A 21,910-nucleotide genomic window follows, 5' to 3' on the forward strand; every position below is an offset into this window, starting at 1 on the left:
AGTCCCATCACACCTTGGGCAACGCATTCCATCCCCCCGTCTCAAATCACAGGAACGGACAAGAATCCACAATGCGGCCAATGTAAACAGTCCCCCTTGCAGGGGAGGAATGGGGGATCGGGTAATCTTGTCTCCCCCCCCTGCCCCCGCTACATCGCTTCGCGTGAAAATCGCTTCCTGGAACATCAATTCGGTGCGCTTCCGCGCCGCCATCGTCGAGCAATTCCTGACGGAAGCCGCGCCCGATGTGCTGTGTCTTCAGGAGACGAAGGTCGTCGACGACGACTTCCCCTTCGATCTGTTCCGCTCGCTCGGCTATGAGCATATCATCATCCATGGCCAGCGGATGCACCACGGCGTCGCGATCGCCAGCCGCGTCCCCATCACCGAGGACGACCGCCTCGACTGGCAGGCCAATGCCGAGGCGCGGCACGTCGGCATCCGCCTGCCGAACGGCGTGCGGCTGGAGAATGTCTATATCCCGGCGGGCGGCGACGTGCCCGACCGCGAGGTGAATCCGAAATTCGGCCAGAAGCTCGATTTCCTCGGCCGCATGATCGACTGGTCGGGCAAGCTCGACTGCCCCACCATCCTGACCGGCGACTTCAACATCGCGCCGCTCGAATCGGACGTGTGGAGCCACAAGCAGCTGCTCGACGTGGTCAGCCACACCCCCATCGAGGTGGAGACGCTGGCGAAACTGCAGGCATCGAACGACTGGGTCGATCTGGGCCGCCACTTCATCCCCGCGCCGGAGCGGCTCTATACTTGGTGGAGCTACCGCGCGAAGGACTGGGCGGCGTCGGATCGCGGGCGGCGGCTGGACCATATGTGGGCGACGCGCGACGTGGCCGAGAAGGCGGTGTCGCATCAGGTGTTCGAGGGGTGCCGCAGCTGGCTGAAACCCTCTGACCATATCCCGATCATGACGGAATTCGATTTTTGAGCGCTGATGCCAAGGCCGCGGCGCGCGCGATCGACGCGCTGCGCCGGGGCTGGCCGATCGCGATCGCGGGCCAGCCGCTGCTCGCGGTCGAGACGGCCGATCCGTTGCGGCTGGCCGCCTTCGATCCGGGGGCCCGCGCGCCGGTGCTGATCTCGGCGGGGCGGGCCGCGACGCTGAAGCTGACCAACCAGCTCGACGCCGCCGATCCCGACGCCGCCGTGCTGGTCGAGCGCGCGCCGTGGATCGACTTCGCCGCCGCCACCGCGCTCGCCGATCCGCAGTTCGACCTCGCGACGCCGCTCAAGGGCCCCTATCGCGCGCTCCCCCTGCCCGATCCGGCGGTCGCGGCGGCGGCGGTGCGATTCGCGCGCATCGCAGGGATGCTGCCCGCCTTCTTCGTCGGTGGGACCGGCGTCGAGGCCGAGCTGTCGCTCGCCGATATCGCCGCGCACGAGAATGCCGAGGCGCTGGCCATCGCCACCCGCGCACGGCTGCCCGTCGCGGGCGCTGAAAATGCAGAGATCGTCGCCTTCCGCTCGCCCCATGCGGCGGGCGAGCATGTCGCCCTGCAGATCGGCCAGCCCAATGGACAACCGCCTTTGGTGCGCCTGCACAGCGAATGCCTGACCGGCGACGTGCTGGGCAGCCTGAAATGCGATTGCGGGCCGCAGCTCCATGCCGCGATCCAGGCCATTGCCGAGGCAGGCTGGGGCATCCTGCTCTATCTGCGGCAGGAAGGGCGCGGGATCGGCCTGGTCAACAAGCTGCGCGCCTATCAGCTTCAGGATCAGGGTTTCGACACGGTCGACGCCAATACCCGGCTGGGCTTCGCGATCGACGCGCGCGATTTCGGGGTGGCGGCGCGGATGCTGACCCTGATGGGGCAGGACCGGGTGCGGCTGCTGACCAACAACCCGGCCAAGGTCGCGGGGCTGGAAGCGGCGGGGGTGCGCGTGGTCGAGCGCGTCGCGCACAGCCTGCCGCCCAATCCGCACAACGAACGCTATCTGGCGACCAAGCGCGACCGGACCGGGCACCAGCTTTGATAGGGGTCGCCCCGGCGCAGGCTGGGGCCTTTCGAGCAAGGTGGGTGCGGGGCGCGGAAAATCCCAGCTTTTGCCGGGCTGATGTCACCAGCCTCCGTTCAGCCTGAGCGAAGTCGAAGGCCATGGGCCGACCTTATGGCACGGTGCAGGGCGTGCACTTCGACTTCGCTCAGTGCGAACGGAGGGCAGGAAAACGGGACGGCCGGTTCACAACCCCAGTTCGCGCCGCACATCGGCATAATCCTGCGCGATCGCCGCGACGCCGATCTCGCGCAGCCGCTGGTCGTGGCCGATGCCGCAATGCGTCCCCATGCACATGCCGATGACATGGCCGCCGCTGGCCACCGCTCCGGTCGCGCCGACGGGGGAGTCCTCCAGGATCGCGCAATCCTCGATTCGCACGCCCAGCCGGTCGGCGGCAAAGAGATACAGGTCGGGCGCGGGCTTGCCGCGCGTCACATGCTCGCGCCCGCTATAGACATGGTCGCCGAACGCCTCGCGCAGGCCCAGATGGCGCAAGTGCCGGTCGAGCCAGACGGTCGGGCTGGATGACACCACCGCGCGTGGGAAATCGGCGGGCAGCGAGCGGACGAAATCGACCGCCCCCGCGATCGCCGCGACGCCCTCTTCCATCGCACGGACATCCTCGACCCGGCGCGCCTCGTAAAAGGCCTCGGGCAGCGTGTGGCCGATCCGCGCCTCGATGGTCGCGACGAAGTCCTTCCCCGCCAGCCCCATATAATGGTGCATCGCCTCTTCGGGCGTATGCGGGTGGCCATTGGCGGTCAGCCATTGGGCGAGGTGGCGATTGCCCTCATATTCGCTGTCGATCAGGACGCCGTCGAAATCGAACAGCAGCGCGGCGAAGCGGCTCATCCGCGTGCTCCGAACAGCGCGCTGCCGACCCGGACATGGGTGGCGCCCAGCATCGCGGCGACCTCATAATCCTCGGACATGCCCATGCTGAGCTTCGCCAGCCCCAGCTCGCGCGCCATCTTGGCGAGCAGCGCGAAATAGGGCGCGGCGTCCAGCCCGTGCGGCGGGATCGCCATCAACCCGACGATCGGCAGCCCGGCGGCGCGCGCCGTCTCCAGCATGGCGGGGGCCTCCGCGATGGCGCAGCCGCCCTTCTGCTCCTCCTCGCCGATATTGACCTGAAGGAAACAATCGGGCCGCCGCCCGCTCTTCTCCATCGCCTCGGCCAGCGCGGCGATCAGCGAGGGGCGGTCGACGGTGTGGATCGCATCGAACAGCGCGACCGCGTCACCGGCCTTGTTGGACTGGAGCTGGCCGATCAGATGGAGTTCGACGCCCGCATAATCGTCGCGCAGCGCGGGCCATTTGGCCGCCGCCTCCTGCACGCGATTCTCGCCGAAGACACGGTGCCCGGCATCCAGCAGCGGGCGGATCGTGTCGGCATCATGCGTCTTGGACACCGCGATCAGCGTCGGGCTGGGGTGATCGCCCAGCTTCGCGGCACGCTGGAGCTGGGTGGAGACGGTGGAGAGGCGGGAAACGCTGTCGTCGGTCATGCCCCGCGCTATAGTGCCCGCAATGGCCGACCGATACCCCGAGACATGGCTGATGACCGACGAGCGATTGGGGGACGGGCTGTGGTCCGCCTTACGGCGAGTGCCGCCGGGATCAGGGGTGGTCTTTCGCCACCATGCCACGCCCCCGGCCGCGCGACGGGCGATTCATCGGCGGGTGTTCCGAATCGCGCGCGCGCGGGGGCTGCTCCTGCTGGTGGCGGGCGGTGGCCTGCCCGGCGACGGCGTGCACAAGCGCGGCCGGGGTAAGGGTCTGCGGAGCTGGTCCGCGCATGACCGGGCGGAGGCGGTCGCGGGATGGAAGGCCGGGGCCGACCTGTTGTTCGTATCGCCGCTATTCCCCACCCGCTCGCATCCCGGCGCGCCGAGTCTGGGTCTGCCACGCGCCGCGCGGATCGGGCGGGGGCTGGACCTTCCCCGAATCGCGCTGGGCGGGATGACCGCGAAACGCTTCCGCCGGTTGCGCGGGCGATTCGAGGGCTGGGCCGCGATCGACGCCTGGGTGGCGGTTTAACGCAGCGAGCCGCCTCGCCATTTGATCCGTCATCCCAGCGAAGGCTGGGATCTTTGGCGATGATCCATTGTGGCTTTCAAATTTGGTTCGCGCAGAGGCGCGAAGGACGCAGAGAGTAGGGCATCCCTCTCATTCCTGCTTGTTGGGCATAGTAATAACACGTCGTCCGAAGCGTCGATGGGCCAGCCAATCCGAAGATCCCAGCCTTCGCTGGGATGACGAACTGGGGCCGATGACCATTCAGCGCTGCCTGTCCTTCCCTCGCCCTTCGCAGAGGGGAGAGGGTTGCGCAGACTTGGTCTTTGCGAAAGCAAAGGCCTAGTCGGAGCTGGGTGAGGGGTGGGCGCTCGCTTCGCGAGCGCGCGAGCCGGTCAGGCCCAGAGAGACGCCTCGGAACCGCTCGCTACCAAGCGGTTCGCGCTTAGAAGCGGAAGGCCGTACCCAGATACACCGCCTGGCTGTTGCGACGATCATCGTCGAGTCGCGCCAGACGCTCACGGTCCGAGCGATAGCGAACACCCGCGGTCACATCGAGATTACGCGTCAGCGAATAGGACCCGCCCATATCAAGCGAATAGCTGGACGGCATGTCGACCAGCTTGGCCGTCGCGTCGATCGGGCGATCGGTCGACGCCTTCACCCGGCCGGTGAAGCGATTCGCGGTATAGCTGACCGCGACATCGGCACTTTCGCGGCTGCCCGGCATGCCCGCCAGATCGACGCGAGTCACGTCACCCGACACCGCCAGCCGCTTCCAGCCGACCGCAACGCCCAGATTGTAGGAGATCGGCGCCAGGCCGACCGTCGGCGCGGTGTTGGCCGCGATCCGCTCGTCATTGGTGCGGCTGGTCCGCGCACGCACCGCGACGGTCACCGCACGGCTGACGCCGCGCTGGCTTTCCGCCGGGGTGAAGCGCAGATCGCCCGCGTCGAGCCCGCTCTTGGCGAACAGCGCCGCCAGCCGGGGATCGGCCGCCGCCGGGGTGAAGCCGCCGCTGGCGCGCAGCGACAGGCTGCGCTTGATGGGCTTGCCCCCCTGCTCCACCGCGCCGATGGCGGGCGCGACCAGAGCCGTCGTGGCGGCGAGCGCCCCGATAGCAATTCCGATCACCACACGCCCGAACGACACGGTCCACCCCTTTATGGAAACCCCTTTGTAGGGATCGTCCTAACATGAAAAGGCAGGTGAGCGATCCCATTGTTACGCGCCCATGGGCGAATCTTGTCCGACTGTTGCGCACGATCCACAGAATCGGGGAAACGCCGCCCATCGTCCGGGCGCTTGCCGGGGTGGCGGGGCCCCTGTAGAGGCTATAGCCAACCCTTATTCCCAGTCAGGACAATGCCGATGCTTCGCCGTTCCGCCACCGCGTTCGCGGTTATCGCCGCCCTGTCGCTCGGCGCCTGTGCCGGCAAGAAGGATCGCCCCCAGGCCGATCTGGCCGCGTCGAAGGTCACGACGATCGGCGTCAATTCCTATCTGTGGCGCGCCAGCCTCGACACGCTCAGCTTCATGCCGCTGGCCGAAACCGACTCGAACGGCGGCGTGATCGTCACCGACTGGTATATCAACCCGCAGGTCCCGTCCGAGCGGATGAAGGTCACCGTCACCATCCTCGACCAGGACCTGCGCGCCGACGCCCTGCGCGTCACCGCGCTGCGCGAGGTGAACCGTGGCGGCCAGTGGGTCGAGGCGCCCGTCCAGGCCGCGACCATCCAGAAGCTGGAAGACATCATCCTGACCAAGGCGCGCGACCTGCGCCGTGCGTCGATCACGAACTGATAAAAGACGAGAAGAATGGCCTCGCGTTTCAACGCCCTGAAATCGGATTCGACCTGGCAGCGGATCTGGGAGGAGCGGCGCACCTTCGCCGCCGACGATCACAGCCCCAAGCCGCGCAGCTATGTCCTTGAGATGTTTCCCTATCCTTCGGGGCGCATCCATATGGGGCATGTCCGCAACTATACGATGGGCGACGTGCTGGCGCGCTATCGGCGGATGATCGGGCATGAGGTGCTCCACCCGATGGGCTGGGACGCGTTCGGCATGCCCGCCGAGAATGCCGCGATGGAAAAGGGCGTCCATCCGGGCGGCTGGACCCGCGACAATATCGCGACGATGAAGGCGCAGCTGAAGCGGCTGGGCTTCGCGCTTGACTGGACGCGCGAGATCGCGACCTGCGAGCCCGATTATTACGGGCATGAGCAGGCGCTGTTCCTCGACCTGTATGCGGGTGGCCTGGTCTATCGCAAGGAATCGGCGGTCAACTGGGACCCGGTCGACATGACCGTGCTCGCCAATGAGCAGGTGATCGACGGACGCGGCTGGCGTTCGGGCGCGCTGGTCGAGAAGCGCAAGCTGAACCAGTGGTTCCTCAAGATCACCGACTTCGCCGACGAGCTGCTGGAGGGCCTCACCACCCTCGAGCATTGGCCCGACAAGGTGAAGCTGATGCAGGAGAACTGGATCGGCCGCAGCCAGGGTCTCCAGTTCCGCTTTGCGCCGGTCGCCCCCTTCGCGACGCCGATCGAGGTCTATTCGACCCGCCCCGACACGATCTTCGGGGCGAGCTTTGTCGCGATCGCGGCGGATCACCCGATCGCGCGGCAGCTGGCCGAGACGAATGCCGAGGCGGCCGCGTTCATCGAACGTTGCAAGGCGGGCGGCACGACCGCGGCCGAGCTGGAAACCCAGGAAAAGCTGGGCTTCGACACCGGCTATCGGATGCAGCATCCGATGGACGCCAGCATCACCCTGCCCGTCTATATCGCCAATTTCGTGCTGATGGATTACGGCACGGGTGCGGTGATGGGCGTGCCCGCGCATGACCAGCGCGACCTGGACTTCGCGCGCAAATACGGCCTGTCCGTCACCCGCGTCGTCGCCGATGGCGACACGACCGCCCCGGTGTTTGAGGGCGACACGGCCTATACCGGCACCGGCCAGCTGGTGAATTCGGGTCCGCTCGACGGCATGGACGTGGAGGCCGCGAAGGCCGCCGTCATCGCGCGCGCCGAGAGCGAAGGCTGGGGCCAGGGCCAGACCGTGTACCGCCTGCGCGACTGGGGCGTCAGCCGCCAGCGTTACTGGGGCACGCCGATCCCGATCATCCATTGCGAGGATTGCGGCGCGGTGCCGGTTCCCAAGGACCAGCTGCCGGTGACGCTGCCCGAGGACGTCACCTTCGACGTCCCCGGCAATCCGCTCGACCGGCATCCGACCTGGAAGCATGTCGACTGCCCCAATTGCGGCAAGCCGGCCCGGCGCGAGACCGACACGCTCGACACCTTCGTCGATTCGTCCTGGTATTTCATCCGCTTCGCCAGCCAGCCCAAGGATCGCCCGTTCGATCCCGAGGTCGTCAGGAAATGGCTGCCGGTCGGGCAATATATCGGCGGCGTCGAGCATGCGATCCTGCATCTGCTCTATGCCCGCTTCTGGACGCGTGCGTTGAAGCATATCGGCCTGATCGACGTGGCGGAGCCCTTTGCGGGCCTGTTCACGCAGGGCATGGTCACGCACGAAAGCTACAAGTCGTCGGACGGCCGCTGGCTGGCGCCGGGCGAGATCCGCGACGGCATCGAGATCGCGACCGGACAGCCGATCACCGTCGGCCGCGTCGAGAAGATGTCCAAGTCCAAGAAGAACACCGTCGATCCCGAACCCATTGTGGATCAGTACGGTGCGGACGCGGTGCGCTGGTTCATGCTGTCCGACAGCCCGCCCGAGCGCGATCTGCCCTGGTCCGAATCGGGCATCGAGGGGTCGTGGCGCTTCGTCCAGCGCTTGTGGCGCCTGTTCGACGGCTCGGAGGCCGCCGAGGGCGAGGACAAGGCGCTGTCCCGGAAGTTGCACCAGACCATTGCGGGCGTCGCGGCGGATATCGAGGCGCTGGCCTTCAACAAGGCGGTCGCCAAGCTGTACGAGCTGGTCAACGCGATCGAAAAGGCCAAGCCGTCGGCCGCCCGTAACGAGGCGATCCGCACCACCATGCTGCTGGTCGCGCCGATGGTGCCGCATCTGGCCGAGGAAGCCTGGGCCGGTATGGGCCAGGATGGCCTGATCGCCGACGCCGCCTGGCCGGTGGTCGACGAAAGCATGCTGGTCGAGGACGAGGTCACCGTCGCGGTACAGGTCAACGGCAAGCTGCGCGACACGCTGACCGTCGCCAAGGGGCTGCCCAAGGACGTATTGGAGGCGACCGCGCTGGCGTCGGACAAGATCGTCCGCGCGCTGGACGGCGCAACGCCCAGCAAGGTGATCGTGGTGCCCGACCGTCTGGTGAATATCGTCGCATGACCCGCCCCCTTCCCCTGCCCCTCTTCTGTCAAATCGCCGCCGGTCTGGCGCTGACGCTGGGCCTGTCGGGCTGCGGGCTGCATCCGCTTTATGCGGGGGGCGGCTCGGGCTCGGTCGCGACCGCCTTGTCGCAGATCGAGGTCGCACCGATTCAGGGGAAAGCTGGCTGGCTGATGGCCAATGCGCTCAACGACCGGCTGGGCGGCAAGACCGGGAATGCGCGCTATCGCCTGGACGTGAAGCTGGACGACCAGATTCGCGGGCTTGGCGTGCGGCGCGACGACTCGGTGGTGCGCGAGCGGCGAATCCTGCGCGCGCGCTATCAGTTGGTCGACCAGACGAGCAATGCGGTGCTGGTCGACGCCACCGCCGGATCCGATGCCGGGATCGACGTGGTCCGGTCCGAATATGCCACCATCGCGGCGGAAAATACCGCGCTGGAGCGGCTGTCGGTGATCGTCGCGGACGAAATCGTCGCGCGGCTGGCCACCTATGCCCGGTCGCGCCCCGGCGAGGCGATGGCCCCCGCGCGGCCGTGACGGCGCGACTGCTGTGAAGGCCCCCCTCTCTTGAAAGCCAGCGCCAACCAGATCCGCCAGGCGCTGGGCCGCCCCTCGCCCGACATCCGCCTCTATCTATTGCACGGGCCGGACGAGGCGGGGGCCGCCGAACTGGCGCGGTTGCTGGCCAATGCGATGGGGCGCGATGCCGAGCGGATCGATCTCGATTCGGCGACGCTCAAGAGCGATCCCGCCCGCCTGACCGACGAAGCCGCCGCGCTGTCGCTGTTTGGCGGGCCCCGGCATATCCGCATCGCCAGTGTCGGCGAGGAAGGGCTGGCGGCGTTCACCGCGCTGCTCGAAGCGGAATCGGCGGGCAATCCGGTCGTCGCCATCGCCCCATCGGTCAAGACGACCGCCAAGATCGTCAAGCTGGCGCTGGAATCGCCCCGCGCCATGGCCTTTGGCTGTTACGCCCCCACGGCGGCGGATGCCGAGCGGCTGGCGGCGACGATGGCAGGCGAAATGGGGCTACGGCTGGCGGCGGGCGTGGCGGCGCGGCTTGTCGATGCCGCTGCGGCCGATCGCTCGGTCATGACCCGCGAGTTGGAGAAACTCGTCCTCTATGTCGACGCCGCCCCCGATCGCCCGCGCGAGATCGACCATGGCGCGCTGGACGCCATCGGCGCCGATCTGGGCGAGGTCGAGATGGGCGATGCGGTCGAAGCGGTGGTCGAGGGCCGCGTCGCCGATCTGGGTGGCGAACTGGCCTTGCTGGACGAAGGCGGCGCCTCCCCCATCCCCTGGCTGCGCGCGCTGGCCCGCCGCCTGGTCGCGCTGGCCGAAATGCGCGCCGATATCGACAAGGGCGAGCCGGTCGATGCGGTGATGAAGCGCCACCGCGTCTTCTTCCGCGACGAGGCGCGCACTGCCAAGGCGCTGCGCCGCTGGACCCCGGCGATGCTGGCGCGCGCCCTGGCTCGGATTCGCGCGGCGGAGCGGGCGGTGATGGCGCCGGGCAATGCCGGTGCCGTGCTGGCGGAGGCCGAGGCGACGATCATCGCACAGGGCATTGCCCGGCGGGGGTGATCGCCCTTGGGCTTCGACTTCGCTCAGCCTGAACGGGGCTTGGAGTTCTTTACCAACACCCGTTCAGGCTGAGCGAAGCGGGGCCCACCCCATTCAGAATTCAAAAGCGAGTTGCGCCTGTCTGCGGAACAGACCAGCGTCCCCCTTTCAAATACCCTCACCGGTCAGCCGCTGGCATACCATGTCGAGCTGATCGAGCGTCGAATAGCTGAGGGTCAGCGTGCCGCCCTTCTCGCCATGCGCGATCCGCACCGACAGGCCCAGCAGATCGGCGAGTTGCCCCTCCAGTGCCGCGATATCCGCGTCGGCCGCGTCCATCCCGTTGCCGCGCGGACCCGATTTGTCCGACTCCGCCGACGCCTTGCGCCCACCGCCCTTGGCCTCGCGGGTCAGCTTTTCGGTCTCGCGCACGCTCAGCGCGCGTCCGATCACCTGATCGGCCAGCGCCTCGACATCCTCCGCCCCCAGCAGCGCACGGGCATGGCCCATCGACAGGGCGCCGGTGACGACCTGCTTCTGCACCGATTCGGGCAGTTCGAGCAGCCGCAGCAGGTTCGCGACATGGCTGCGCGACTTGTGGACGATCTTGGCCAGCGCCTCCTGGGTATGGCCGAACTCGCCTGCCAGCCGCTGATAGGCCTGCGCCTCTTCGATCGCGTTGAGGTCCTGGCGCTGGATATTCTCGATCAGCGCGATTTCGAGCGTCTGGGCGTCGTCAAAGTCGCGGACGACGACCGGCACCTCGTGCAGCCGGGCACGCTGCGCCGCGCGCCAGCGGCGCTCGCCCGCGACTATCTGATAATCCTTGCCATGGGGGCGCACGACGATCGGCTGGATCAGCCCGCGCGCCGCGATCGAGGCGGCGAGTTCGTCGAGCGCGGCTTCCTCGAAATGGCGACGCGGCTGGTCGGGGTGCGGCGACAAGGCCCCCACGGGCAGCATCCGCACGCCACCGGGGATCTGCTGGTCGCCCGGCTGGATCGGCGTCTCGCGCGCAATGTCACCGAGCAATGCCCCCAGTCCGCGCCCGAGGCCGGGACGCGGGCGCTTGGCCGTTTCCGTGCTCATGCCGCGGCCGCTCCCGGCTGGGTGGTCAGCGGCAGGCGCGCGATCAGTTCGCGGGCCAGCGCGATATAGGCCTGGCTGCCGACGCAGCGATGGTCATAGATCAACGCAGGAAGTCCATGGCTGGGCGCCTCCGACAGCCGGACGTTGCGCGGAATCACCGTATCGAACACCACACCTCCCAAAACCGCGCGCACATCCGCCGACACCTGATCGGTCAGCCGGTTGCGCCGGTCGAACATCGTCAAAGCCACGCCCAGGATCGCCAGCCCCGGATTGAACCGCGCGCGTATCCGCTCGACCGTGGTCAAAAGCTGCGACAGCCCCTCCAGCGCGAAGAACTCACATTGCAGCGGCACGAACAGCGAATCGGACGCCACCATCGCATTGATCGTCAGCAGCCCCAGCGAGGGCGGGCAGTCGACCAGCACGATGTCCCAATTGCCCTGCGAGCGGCGCATCGCATGGTCGAGCCGATGGGTGCGATTCTCATAATCGACCAGCTCCAGCTCGGCCCCCGACAGGTCGACCGTCGCAGGCACGACGTCGAGACGCGGCACCTGGGTATGGACGACCGCATCGTCGATCCGCGCTTCCCCCAGCAGGACGTGATAGCTGGAGAACATGCGCTGGCTGTTGGGAATACCCAGCCCCGTCGAGGCATTGCCTTGCGGATCGAGGTCGATCAGCAGGACATGCAGCCCGGTCGCGGCCAGCGCGGTCGCTAAATTGATGGCGCTGGTGGTCTTGCCCACCCCACCCTTCTGGTTCGCGATGGCAACGCAGATCATCGGGCCCCTACTCGGTCGAGGATCACGATCGACGAGTCCGCCGAGGTGATGCTATGTTCCACGTGAAACACGAAGCGCCAGTGCCGCTTGAGGGTCTTGATTTCGCGCTCGTCCAGGCGGCCGCGCGGGAGCAGCCACCGCGTATCCTGTTTGCCGCAATGGGCGGCTGCGCGCAAAAGATTTTCGACTGTCGCCACGGCGCGAGCAGAAATAATATCCGCCTTGATCTCAACCGCCTCGATCTTGGAGGCATGGACGCTGACCCGGTCGGCAATCCCCAGCGTCTCGGCACAGTCGCGCAGGAAATCGGCGCGGCGCTTGCGGGGCTCGACCAGCGCGACCTTGCCCGGCCAGGCCAGCGCCACGACCATGCCGGGAAAGCCACCCCCCGTGCCGATATCGACCCATTGCCCATCGGGCCGATCCGCCAGCGGGATCAGCTGTACCGAGTCGAGCGCGTGCCGCGACCAGATGGTCGAGATGGTCGAAGGCGCGATGAGATTCTGCTGGTCGTTTTCCACGACCACCAGATTGAGGAAATGGTCGATCCGGTCGGCGGCTTCCGCCCCGAAACGCGCGACGACCCAGTCGCGGGCCTGGTCTTCGGTCATGCCGCCATCTTTCGTGCGTGGAGAAGAACCGCCGACAAGGCGGCGGGGGTGATGCCGCGAATGCGCGATGCGGCCGCCAGCGTCGCGGGACGCGCCAGACCCAGCCGGTCGATCATCTCCTGCGACAAACCGGGAATGGCGGCATAGTCGATCGTGGCGGGCAACAGGATCTGCTCGTCGGCGCGCAACCGCGCGACCTCCTCGGCCTGACGCTCGACATAAGGCGCATAGCGCGCATCCTCGAGCGTCTCGGCCACGACGGCCGGGTCACACCCCTCGGCCGCCTCGGGCGCGACATGCGCCAGCGTGACGCCGTCGAAGCGCAGCCACTCATAGGCGGACCGGCGGGCGCCGTCCTGCGCGATCGCCGCTCCGCTGCGCGCCAAATCGGAGGCGGTGCGGATGACCGCCAAACGGTCGCGCAGGGTCGCCCGCTGCGCCTGCCGCCGCCGCCGATGCGCCAGCCGCTCGGGCGACAGGCATCCCGCCGCCTCGGCGATATCCCCCAACCGCGTCTCGGCATTGTCGGCCCGCAGCGACAGCCGATATTCGGCGCGCGCGGTCAGCATGCGATAGGGTTCGGTCACGCCCTGCAACACCAGATCGTCGATCATCACGCCCAGATAGCTGGAGGCGCGGTCGAGGATCACGGGGTCCAGCGCACAGGCCAGCGCCGCCGCATTGAGCCCGGCGATCAGCCCCTGCCCCGCCGCTTCCTCATACCCCGTCGTGCCGTTGATCTGTCCCGCACAGAACACGCCGGGAAGCGCGCCCAATGCCAGCCGCGCATCGAGCGCGCGCGGGTCGATATGGTCATATTCCACCGCATAGCCGGGCAGCGTGATGACCGCGCGCTCCAGCCCCGGCATGGAGGCGATCATCGCCGCCTGCACATCGGTCGGCAGCGAGGTCGACAGGCCGTTGGGATAGACGATCGGATCGTCCAGCCCCTCCGGCTCCAGAAAGATCTGATGGCTGTCGCGGTCGGCGAAGCGCTTGATCTTGTCCTCGATCGACGGGCAATAGCGCGGGCCATTGGCCTCGATCGCGCCGGTGAACAGCGGCGAGCGGTGAAAGGCCGCCGCGATGATCGCATGGGTCTCTTCGGTCGTCCGGGTGATCGCACAGGCGATCTGCGGCAGCGGTCGTGCCGCCGTCATCGGCGACATGGTCCAGGGATCGGTGTCGGACGGCTGCTCGTCCAGCCTGGCCCAATCGATGGTGCGCCCATCCAGACGCGGCGGCGTGCCGGTCTTCATCCGCGCCATCGGCAGGCCCAGGCCACGCAGCTGCTCGGCCATGCGGGTCGCGGCGCGCTCGCCGATCCGCCCGCCCAGATGCCGCTCCTCACCCCGGAACAGCCGTCCGCCCAGGAAGGTCCCGGTCGCCAGCACCACCGCGCGACACGCCAGCACCGACCCGTCGGCCAGCTGCACGCCGGCCACCCGGCCACCGTCCAGCACCAGCGCCTCGGCCTCGCCCTCGACGACCGTCAGGCCGGGTTGCGCCGCCAGCATCGCCTGGATCGCCCCGGCATAGCGCCGCCGGTCGGCCTGGACGCGGGGGCCCTGCACGGCCGTCCCCTTGCTCCGGTTGAGCATCCGATAGTGGATCGCGCCCTGATCCGCCGCGCGACCGATCAGCCCGTCAAAGGCGTCGACCTCGCGCACGATATGGCCCTTCCCCAATCCGCCGATCGCCGGATTGCAGGACATGGCGCCCAGGCCATGACGATCGAAGGACAAAAGGGCCGTCTGCGCGCCCCGGCGCGCGGCCGCTGCGGCGGCCTCGGTTCCCGCGTGACCGCCACCGATCACTACGACATCAAACATGCCCCCGCCCTATCGCAAGCGGCGCGCAGCGTCAAAGCGATCCGTGGCAAAACGTTCCACGTGGAACATCACTTGCCCAGGCAGAAGCGTCCGAACAGAGCATCGAGCATCGTCTCGGTCGCGCTGACCCCCAGCACCGCCGCCAGCGCCTGCCGCGCCACGCGCAACTCCTCGGCGATCAGCAGCACGTCATCGCTCTGAACGGTGAGCAGCGCCTGTGCCGCACGGCGGCATTGATCCTGCTGGTGCCGCTTGAAACCCAGCGCATCCTCGCGCGGGAGCAGCGTCGCCGCGTGCGCCGCAATCGCGGCCCAGACCATGGCGACCGTCGCCGCCTCGTCCCGCCGCACCGCCAGCGCCCGCCCCTCGGGCAAAGCCTCGCGCCCCGGCAGATCGGCGCGTCCGTGCAGCCAGATCGCATCGTCGCGCGGCGGTGGAGCATCGGCCATCCATAGCAGAATGTCGGCCTGCTCGATCGCCTCCTGCGCGCGCGTGACGCCGATCGCCTCGATCACATCATCGGTATCCTCGGCCAGCCCCGCCGTGTCGGTCAGCACATAGGCGATGCCACCGCGCAGCACGCTCGCCTCGATCCGGTCGCGCGTCGTCCCCGCAATCGGCGAGACGATCGCCGCCTCGCGCTCGACCAGCAGGTTGAGCAGGGTCGACTTGCCGCTATTGGGCGGCCCCGCCAGCACCACCCGGATGCCGTCGTGCAGCCGGTCGACCGGCGGCTGGTCGACCGCCGCCAGCATCGTGGCGGCCAGCGCCGTCATATCGCTTCTGATCCGCGCCACCATGGCAGCGTCGAGCGGCACGTCATCCTCCTCGGCGAAATCGAGCATCGCCTCGATCCCGGCGGACAAAGCCGAGAGCCGGTCCATCCAGCCGCGCAGCGCCTGGCTCACCCGTCCCTCGACCGCGCCGATCGCGGCCCGTCGCTGTCGCTCGGTCTGCGCTTCGAGCAGATCGGCCAGCCCCTCCGCCTCGGCCAGATCGATCCGGCCGTTGAGCAGGGCGCGGCGGGTAAACTCGCCCGGCTCGGCCCGGCGGACGCCGGGTGATGTCGCCAGCGCCGCCTCGACCGCCGCCACCACCGCGCGGCCGCCATGGCAATGCAGCTCGACCAGATCCTCGCCGGTCGCCGTCGCGGGGCCGGGGAAACAGAGCATCAGCGCCGAGTCCAGCACCGCCCCCGCCCCGTCGCGCAGGGTCCGCAGCCCCGCCCGACGTGGCGCGGGCAGACGCCCGCCCAGCCGCTCGGCCGTCGCGAACGCCGCCGGACCGCTGACCCGGATCACCGCGATGGCGGCCGGGGGCTGCCCGCTCGATACGGCGAAGATCGTGTCGCTCACCGGATCAGCCCTTCTGCCCCTCGAACATGCGCCGCCACATCGCCATGCCCGCCTCGCCCATCGGGGCCCAGCTGCGCATCATCGCCTCGACCATTTCGGGCTTCACCCCCGACTGCATCGTGTCGAGCATCATCTGGACATAGCGCTCGTGAATCGGGGTCAGGTCGGGCAGGCCCATCGCACGCCGCGCTTCTTCGGGCGTGCAGTCGATTTCCACATTCACTTTCATGCGCCATTCTCCATCGCGACCAAGCCGGGCATAAGGCGTTATGATCGCGTGGACCACAGGAGACCAGTAGACATGACCGGGACCAAGACCATCGCCGCCGGCCACGGCGACGGCCAGTTCAACGCCTATCACGCCGGGCCGCAGGGACAGCCGGGCGCGGCGATCATCGTCATCCAGGAAATCTTCGGCATCAATGCGGGCATCCGCCGCAAATGCGATACGCTGGCCGAGGCGGGCTATCTGGCCGTCGCACCCGATCTCTTCCACAAGATCGCGCCGGGTATCGAGCTCGACCCCGATGTCCCCGGCGAAATGCAGCAGGCGCTCGACCTGATGGGACAGTTCGACCAGGACGGCGGCATTCGCGATATCGAGGCGACGATCAAGGCGATCCGCGACGAACATGGCGCGGACTTCAAGGTCGGCGTGGTCGGCTATTGCCTGGGCGGACGGCTGGCTTTCATGACCGCGGCGCGGACCGATGTGGATGCCAGTGTCGGCTATTATGGCGTCGGCATCGACGGGCTGCTCGGCGAGAAACATGCGATCGCCAAGCCGGTGCTGCTCCACATTCCGGAGGAGGATCATTTCGTCGACAAGGACGCCCAGAAGCGGATGCACGAGGGGCTGGACGATCACCCCAAGGTGACGCTGTACGACTATCCCGGCGAGGATCACGGCTTTGCCGCCGAATTCGGCCAGCGCCGCTCGGAGGAGTCGGCCAGGCTGGCGGACGAACGCACCATGGCGTTCTTTGCGGAGCATCTCCGCTGATACGAAAAAGGGGGGAGCCGGTTGGCACCCCCCTTCCCTTTTACGCCGCCTTGGCGAGCGCCTCGGCGATCAGTTTGCGGCTGTTGTCCACACCATAGAGCGCGATGAAGCTGCCCATGCGCGGCCCCTGCGCCGATCCCAGCAGCGTCTCGTACAGCGCCTTGAACCAGTCGCGCAGCGACGGGAAGGCGTCGGTCTTGCCGATCTCATAGACGATGTTCTGGATATCCTCGGCACTCGCCCCCTCGGGAAGCGCGGCCAGCTGTGCGTCGAGCAGGCGCAGCGCCTCGGCCTCGTGCGGCTCGGGCGCGCGGCGCTGGAGCGTCGGGGCGACGAAATCGCGGGCATAGGCCAGCGCATGGTCGATCAGCCGGTCCAGCTCGGGATATTTCGCGGCCGAGGCTTCCGGCACATAATTGGCGAGATAGCCCCAGACCTGCTCCTTGCTCGCCTCGCCCATCACGCCGACCAAGTTGAGCAACAGGCCGAACGTCACCGGCAGCTCACCCTGCGGCAGCTTGCCGTCATGGATGTGATGCACCGGATTGCCCAGCTGCTCCTTGAGCGACTGGTTGGGATAGTTGACCCGGAACTGCCAATATTCGTCCACCGCGCGCGGAATGACGCCCATGTGCAGTTGCTTGGCCTTTTTGGGTTCGCGGTAAGCGAAGAAGGCCAGGCTCTCTTCGGGGCCATAGGTCAGCCACTGGTCGAGGCTCAGGCCGTTGCCCTTGGACTTGGAGATCTTCTCGCCATGCTCGTCGAGGAACATCTCATAGTTGAAGCCCTCGGGCGGACGGCCGCCGAGCACGCGCGCGATCTTGGACGACTGGGTGACCGAGTCGATCAGGTCCTTGCCCGCCATCTCGTAATCCACGCCCAGCGCGACCCAGCGCATCGCCCAGTCGACCTTCCATTGCAGCTTGGACAAGCCGCCCAGCGCGGACTGGACGATCCGCTCGCCCTCATCCTCGAACGCGATCAGGCCAGCCTCGGCATCCACCACCTCGATCGGCACCTGAAGGACGATGCCCGACTTGGGGCTGATCGGCAGGACCGGCGAATAGGTGGCGCGGCGCTCGGCGCGCAGGGTCGGGAGCATCACATCCTGGATGCCCTGGAAATGCTTGAGCACCAGCCGCAGCGCATCGTCGAACCGGCCCGAGGTGTAATAGTCGGTCGAGGACGCGAATTCATAGTCGAAGCCATAGCGGTCGAGAAACTGGCGCAGCAGCGCGTTGTTGTGCGCGGCGAAGCTATCGAACGTCTCGAACGGATCGGGCACCTGGGTCAGCGGCTTGCCGAGATGTTCGCGGAGCATCTCCTGGTTCGGCACATTGTCCGGCACCTTGCGCAGCCCGTCCATATCGTCCGAAAAGGCGATCAACCGGGTCTTCTGGTCCGACAGCGCATGGAAGGCATTGCGGACCATGGTGGTGCGCAGCACTTCGTTGAACGTCCCGATATGCGGGAGCCCCGAGGGACCATAGCCGGTTTCGAACAGGATCGGCTCGCCGCCCGGTTTGCCGTCGGGATAGCGTTTGAGGAGCTTGCGGGCCTCCTCATAGGGCCAGGCCTTGGACTCGAGAGCGGTGGAGCGAAGTTCGTCTGTCATGATTTTGCCTCTGGCAAGCCGGGGGGCAATTCACAACGTATTTTGCGATTTCCACCGGCTATCCGCTCTTTGCCCACAGAGTTATCCACATTGCGGGTTGTTCCACGTGGAACAGATCGGGTGGTCCTGTTTGGCCTTCCCTCCCCCATCCCCTCCCGCTTGCGGGAGGGGCGTGCGTTGTTGCAGCGTTATGCGCGCCATGAATGGTGCTCCTGCTGGGAAGGTCGGACACCAAACCCGTTGGCCTGAACGATTCCAACCCCATTCCCCGTTGCCAACCTGTTCCCACTCCCCCAAATCATCATCGTGACCGCGCTTCCCCACCCCGCTCTTCACGCCAGCCATAGCGGTGTGTGGATTTCCGCCGGCGGACAGACCCGCGCCGCCTCGCGCGGCGAGGCGATCGGGCTGGCGTCGGAAACCCCGGTGATCCTTCTCAACGCGCCCTTGATCGGGCAGCGGCTGGGCTATGCCGAATTGTCGGGGCTCGACATCCTCGAGCTGTTCGCATTCCTGCGCCCCGCCCAATTCGCGGTCCCGACCCCGCATGGCCTTGCCCGCGCCTGCGGACTGGAGCCGCCGGAAAGCGATGCCGACGTCGCGGCCTTCCTTCTCCGCGCGACCGAGACGTTGCTCGCCATGCCCGACGGCGCCTGGCCCGAGCGCGAGGGCGCCTGGACCGCCGCGCAAAGTCTGGCGCGACTCCGCTGGCCCTGGGCGCCACTGATCGGTCCGCGCCTGACCCGGCCCGAGCGTAACGAACGCTGGCTGTTCAGCGCGCTGCCCGAATGGGAAGAGGATGCCCCCCGCCCCGCCCCGCGCACCATCGACCTGCCGCCGCAGGATTCGGAGGAGCGGCTGGTCCGGCTGACCGGCGACGGGGCCGAGGAACGGCCGGGCCAGCGCGCCTATGCCGCCGCGGTCACCGCCGCCTTCGCACCGCGCGCGGTCCGCGACACGCCCAACATGGTCCTGGCCGAAGCGGGAACCGGCATCGGCAAGACCCTGGGCTATCTCGCCCCCGCCAGCCTCTGGGCCGAGCGAGCGGGCGGTGCGGTCTGGATCTCGACCTATACCAAGGCGCTGCAACGCCAGTTGAGCGGTGAGACCGCGCGCATCTTCCCCGACGCGGTGCTGCGCAAGGAACGCGTCGTCACGCGCAAGGGGCGGGAGAATTATCTCTGCCTGCTCAATCTGGAGGACGCGCTTCAGGGCGGGTTCGCGGGACGCGCGGCGGTGCTGGCGCAGCTGGTCGCGCGCTGGGCGGCCTATACCGGCGATGGCGATATGGTCGGCGGCGACCTGCCCGGCTGGCTGACCACCCTGTTCCGGCGCAACGGATCGGCGGCGCTGACCGACCGGCGCGGCGAGTGCGTCTATGCGGGCTGCCCGCATTATCGGAAATGCTTCATCGAGCGGGCGGCGCGCGCATCGGTGCAGGCGGATATCGTCATCGCCAACCATGCGCTGGTGATGGTCAACGCCGCGCGCGGGCGTGAGACGCAGACGCGGCCGACCCGCTATGTCTTCGACGAGGGCCATCACCTGTTCGACGCGGCGGACTCGATGTTCGCCACCGCGCTGACCGGATCGGAGACGATCGAGCTGCGCCGCTGGATCCTGGGCCCCGAGGCCGGGTCGCGCGGACGGCGGCGCGGTCTGGCGGCGCGGCTGTCCGATGTCGCCAGCTATGACGAGGGCGGCAATCGCGCGATCGGCGATGCGGTGCAGGCCGCGCATGCGCTGGCGAGCGAAGGCTGGCTCGGCCGACTAGCGGAGGGCCAGCCCTTCGGTCCGATCGAGACGCTGTTGGCGGCGGTGCGGGGGCTGGCCTTTGCCCGCGCAGAGCAAACCGGCGATGCGGGCTATGGCCTGGAGACCGAACTCGCCGCCCCCTCCCCCGAGCTGATCGATGCCGCCGGTCCCGCCGCGCACGCGCTCGACGCGCTGCTGCGCCCACTGGTGACGCTGGGCCAGCGGCTGGAGGCGGTGTTGCAGGAAGCGCCCGACTGGCTCGACGGCCAGGCGCGCGCACGGGTCGAGGGCGCGATCGCGTCGATCGCCTGGCGCGCCGAGACGGTCGCTGCCTGGCTGTCGCTGCTCGCGCGGATCGGCGGGCCCGCCGATCCCGACTTTGTCGACTGGCTGGCGGTCGACCGGGTCGAGGGGCGCGAATATGATATCGGGCTGCACCGTCACTGGCTCGACCCCACCCGCCCCTTTGCCGAAATCGTGCTGAAGCCCGCGCATGGCGCGCTCGTCACCTCGGCGACCCTGCGCGCGGGCGGCGACTGGGACGTGGCGGAGGCGCGGACCGGCGCGCCGCACCTGGCGCGTGGCCCCGCCCATTTCGTCGCCCCCAGCCCGTTCGATTATCCGAGCCGGGCCGAGGTGCTGATCGTCACCGACGTCAAGCGCGGCGACATTCCCCAGCTGGCCAATGCCTACGCCCGGCTGATCGCGGCGTCGCGCGGGGGCACGCTGGGGCTGTTCACCGCGATCCGCAGGTTGCGCGGCGTGCATGGCCGGATCGCCGACCGGCTGGCGCGCGAGGGGCTGGCGCTGCACGCGCAGCATGTCGATCCGATCGACACGGGGACGCTGGTGGATATCTTTCGCGACGATCCGTCGGCCTCGCTGCTCGGCACCGATGCGCTGCGCGACGGGGTGGACGTGCCCGGTGCCTCGCTGCGGCTGGTGGTGATGGAGGGCGTACCCTGGCCCAAGCCGACCGTGCTCCATGCCGCGCGCAAGCTGGCGGGGGGCGGCAGCGCCTATGACGACCGCATCGTCCGTGCGCGACTGGCCCAGGCGTTCGGCCGGTTGATCCGCCGCGCCGACGATCGCGGCGCCTTCGTGCTGCTGTCCGCCGCCATGCCGTCGCGCCTGCTCGACGCCTTTCCACCGGGCGTGGCGATTGCGCGCGTCACGCTCGACGAGGCGGTCGCGCGGGTCGCGGCCCGGCTTTCCTCCGACGCCGGGATCGGGCATGGATCGGTCGACACCCCGCTGGCCGCCGCGACGGAGAATCCGATCCGATGAAGACGCTGACGCTGCTTCGCCATGCCAAATCGAGCTGGGACGATCCCGTCGCCCGCGACTTCGACCGGCCGCTCAACGCCAAGGGGCGGCGTGCGGCGGCGATGATGGGACGCCATCTGAAATCGCTCGACATGGCCTTCGACCATATCCTCGCCTCGCCCGCCGTCCGTGTGATCGAGACACTGGACGAAGTATGGAGCGGTTATGGCCGCAAGCTGGCGCCGGTCTGGGACAAGGCGCTCTATCTCGCCTCCTCGGCCAGCCTGCTCGATCAGGTCCATGCGCTGCCCGATGCCTGCGACCATGTCCTGATGGTCGGGCATAATCCCGGGCTGGAGGATTTGGTCCTCGACCTGACCCGCGATGGCGAGTTGCGCGAACGGGTCGAGGAGAAATATCCCACCGCCACCGTCGCGCAGCTGACCCTGCCGATCACCCGGTGGGCGGATGCCGCTTCACACAGCGCGACCCTGATCGCCTTTATCCGGCCGCGCGACCTGGATCCCACGCTGGGGCCCGACACACCCTGACCTGACCCCTGATAGGCTGTGGGCCGATCTGTCGGAAAATGATCCCAAAAACCGTTGGCGACCTGTTGGCCATCTGTTGATAGCCTGTGGATAATCCGGAAAAAGTGGCGTGAATGAAGGA

At 68.0% G+C, this 21,910-nt stretch carries 20 protein-coding genes; 10 read left to right on the forward strand and 10 right to left on the reverse strand.

All coding sequences use genetic code 11. The annotated features are described in order from the left end of the window. Positions 1-109: 109 nt before the first annotated feature. Both ABIC44_RS09945 and ribA read left to right on the forward strand, forming a co-directional pair. A complete protein-coding gene (locus ABIC44_RS09945; RefSeq protein WP_354295191.1) occupies positions 110-946 on the forward strand; it encodes an exodeoxyribonuclease III in 837 nt (278 codons plus the stop codon). Further along, complete coding sequence (ribA, locus tag ABIC44_RS09950; protein WP_354295193.1) at positions 943-1,992, forward strand: GTP cyclohydrolase II; 1,050 nt, start codon at positions 943-945, stop codon at positions 1,990-1,992. The genes ABIC44_RS09945 and ribA overlap by 4 nt, the downstream gene beginning before the upstream one ends. A gap of 207 nt (positions 1,993-2,199) precedes the next feature. Here the strand turns inward: ribA and ABIC44_RS09955 are convergent, their stop codons facing one another. Both ABIC44_RS09955 and ABIC44_RS09960 read right to left on the reverse strand, forming a co-directional pair. Continuing rightward, positions 2,200-2,868: an HAD family hydrolase gene (locus ABIC44_RS09955; RefSeq protein WP_354295195.1), complete on the reverse strand. Its 669-nt coding sequence runs from the start codon at positions 2,866-2,868 to the stop codon at positions 2,200-2,202. Continuing rightward, positions 2,865-3,524: a YggS family pyridoxal phosphate-dependent enzyme gene (locus ABIC44_RS09960; RefSeq protein ID WP_307101839.1), complete on the reverse strand. Its 660-nt coding sequence runs from the start codon at positions 3,522-3,524 to the stop codon at positions 2,865-2,867. The genes ABIC44_RS09955 and ABIC44_RS09960 overlap by 4 nt, the downstream gene beginning before the upstream one ends. Before the next feature lie 22 nt (positions 3,525-3,546). On the opposite strand from ABIC44_RS09960, the gene ABIC44_RS09965 reads away from it, so the two are divergent. Continuing rightward, complete coding sequence (locus ABIC44_RS09965) at positions 3,547-4,056, forward strand: thiamine phosphate synthase (RefSeq protein WP_354295196.1); 510 nt, start codon at positions 3,547-3,549, stop codon at positions 4,054-4,056. 421 nt (positions 4,057-4,477) lie between these two features. On the opposite strand, the gene ABIC44_RS09970 is transcribed toward ABIC44_RS09965, so the two are convergent. Beyond that, positions 4,478-5,185: a hypothetical protein gene (locus ABIC44_RS09970; protein WP_307101835.1), complete on the reverse strand. Its 708-nt coding sequence runs from the start codon at positions 5,183-5,185 to the stop codon at positions 4,478-4,480. Positions 5,186-5,404: 219 nt separating this feature from the next. Here ABIC44_RS09970 and ABIC44_RS09975 point away from each other — a divergent pair, with 219 nt between their 5' ends. From ABIC44_RS09975 to holA, 4 genes are read left to right on the forward strand one after another with little or no spacing between them, the layout of a single operon-like run. Beyond that, the gene (locus tag ABIC44_RS09975) at positions 5,405-5,839 is read left to right on the forward strand and encodes a DUF3576 domain-containing protein (RefSeq protein WP_354295197.1); all 435 of its coding nucleotides are present in this window, start codon (positions 5,405-5,407) and stop codon (positions 5,837-5,839) included. Positions 5,840-5,854: 15 nt separating this feature from the next. Next, complete coding sequence (leuS, locus tag ABIC44_RS09980) at positions 5,855-8,356, forward strand: leucine--tRNA ligase (RefSeq protein WP_354295198.1); 2,502 nt, start codon at positions 5,855-5,857, stop codon at positions 8,354-8,356. Further along, entirely contained in the window at positions 8,353-8,895 is a 543-nt protein-coding gene (gene lptE, locus ABIC44_RS09985) for an LPS assembly lipoprotein LptE (protein WP_307101829.1), read from the forward strand. Before leuS ends, lptE begins: the two co-directional genes overlap by 4 nt. A 30-nt stretch (positions 8,896-8,925) precedes the next feature. Next, positions 8,926-9,945 carry a DNA polymerase III subunit delta gene (gene holA, locus ABIC44_RS09990; RefSeq protein ID WP_354295199.1) on the forward strand — a complete coding sequence of 340 codons (1,020 nt, stop codon included), beginning with the start codon at positions 8,926-8,928 and terminating at the stop codon, positions 9,943-9,945. A 147-nt stretch (positions 9,946-10,092) separates the two neighbouring features. On the opposite strand, the gene ABIC44_RS09995 is transcribed toward holA, so the two are convergent. The 6 genes from ABIC44_RS09995 to ABIC44_RS10020 all read right to left on the reverse strand — a co-directional run bounded on the left by ABIC44_RS09995 (position 10,093) and on the right by ABIC44_RS10020 (position 15,828). After that, positions 10,093-11,013 carry a ParB/RepB/Spo0J family partition protein gene (locus ABIC44_RS09995; protein ID WP_354295200.1) on the reverse strand — a complete coding sequence of 307 codons (921 nt, stop codon included), beginning with the start codon at positions 11,011-11,013 and terminating at the stop codon, positions 10,093-10,095. Next, entirely contained in the window at positions 11,010-11,801 is a 792-nt protein-coding gene (locus tag ABIC44_RS10000) for a ParA family protein (protein ID WP_307101824.1), read from the reverse strand. The genes ABIC44_RS09995 and ABIC44_RS10000 overlap by 4 nt, the downstream gene beginning before the upstream one ends. Then, positions 11,798-12,412: a 16S rRNA (guanine(527)-N(7))-methyltransferase RsmG gene (gene rsmG, locus ABIC44_RS10005; RefSeq protein ID WP_309700011.1), complete on the reverse strand. Its 615-nt coding sequence runs from the start codon at positions 12,410-12,412 to the stop codon at positions 11,798-11,800. Before rsmG ends, ABIC44_RS10000 begins: the two co-directional genes overlap by 4 nt. Then, entirely contained in the window at positions 12,409-14,244 is a 1,836-nt protein-coding gene (gene mnmG, locus ABIC44_RS10010; protein ID WP_354295201.1) for a tRNA uridine-5-carboxymethylaminomethyl(34) synthesis enzyme MnmG, read from the reverse strand. Before mnmG ends, rsmG begins: the two co-directional genes overlap by 4 nt. 68 nt (positions 14,245-14,312) lie before the next feature. Then, positions 14,313-15,599, reverse strand: a complete 1,287-nt coding sequence (gene mnmE, locus ABIC44_RS10015; RefSeq protein ID WP_354295202.1) for a tRNA uridine-5-carboxymethylaminomethyl(34) synthesis GTPase MnmE — start codon at positions 15,597-15,599, stop codon at positions 14,313-14,315. A gap of 4 nt (positions 15,600-15,603) precedes the next feature. Then, positions 15,604-15,828: a DUF6489 family protein gene (locus ABIC44_RS10020; RefSeq protein ID WP_306997208.1), complete on the reverse strand. Its 225-nt coding sequence runs from the start codon at positions 15,826-15,828 to the stop codon at positions 15,604-15,606. A gap of 72 nt (positions 15,829-15,900) precedes the next feature. Between ABIC44_RS10020 and ABIC44_RS10025 the strand changes: the two genes are divergently transcribed. After that, positions 15,901-16,602, forward strand: coding sequence for a dienelactone hydrolase family protein (locus tag ABIC44_RS10025; RefSeq protein WP_354295203.1), 702 nt, complete (start codon positions 15,901-15,903; stop codon positions 16,600-16,602). 40 nt (positions 16,603-16,642) lie between these two features. Here ABIC44_RS10025 and ABIC44_RS10030 read toward each other — a convergent pair whose 3' ends face one another. After that, positions 16,643-18,217: a lysine--tRNA ligase gene (locus ABIC44_RS10030; protein ID WP_354295204.1), complete on the reverse strand. Its 1,575-nt coding sequence runs from the start codon at positions 18,215-18,217 to the stop codon at positions 16,643-16,645. Between the two features lie 306 nt (positions 18,218-18,523). Between ABIC44_RS10030 and ABIC44_RS10035 the strand changes: the two genes are divergently transcribed. After that, entirely contained in the window at positions 18,524-21,259 is a 2,736-nt protein-coding gene (locus ABIC44_RS10035) for an ATP-dependent DNA helicase (RefSeq protein ID WP_354295205.1), read from the forward strand. Next, entirely contained in the window at positions 21,256-21,789 is a 534-nt protein-coding gene (locus ABIC44_RS10040) for a SixA phosphatase family protein (protein ID WP_354295206.1), read from the forward strand. The genes ABIC44_RS10035 and ABIC44_RS10040 overlap by 4 nt, the downstream gene beginning before the upstream one ends. Positions 21,790-21,910 lie beyond the last annotated feature (121 nt).

The organism is Sphingomonas sp. 1185 (genome assembly GCF_040544655.1).
Lineage (GTDB): Bacteria > Pseudomonadota > Alphaproteobacteria > Sphingomonadales > Sphingomonadaceae > Sphingomonas.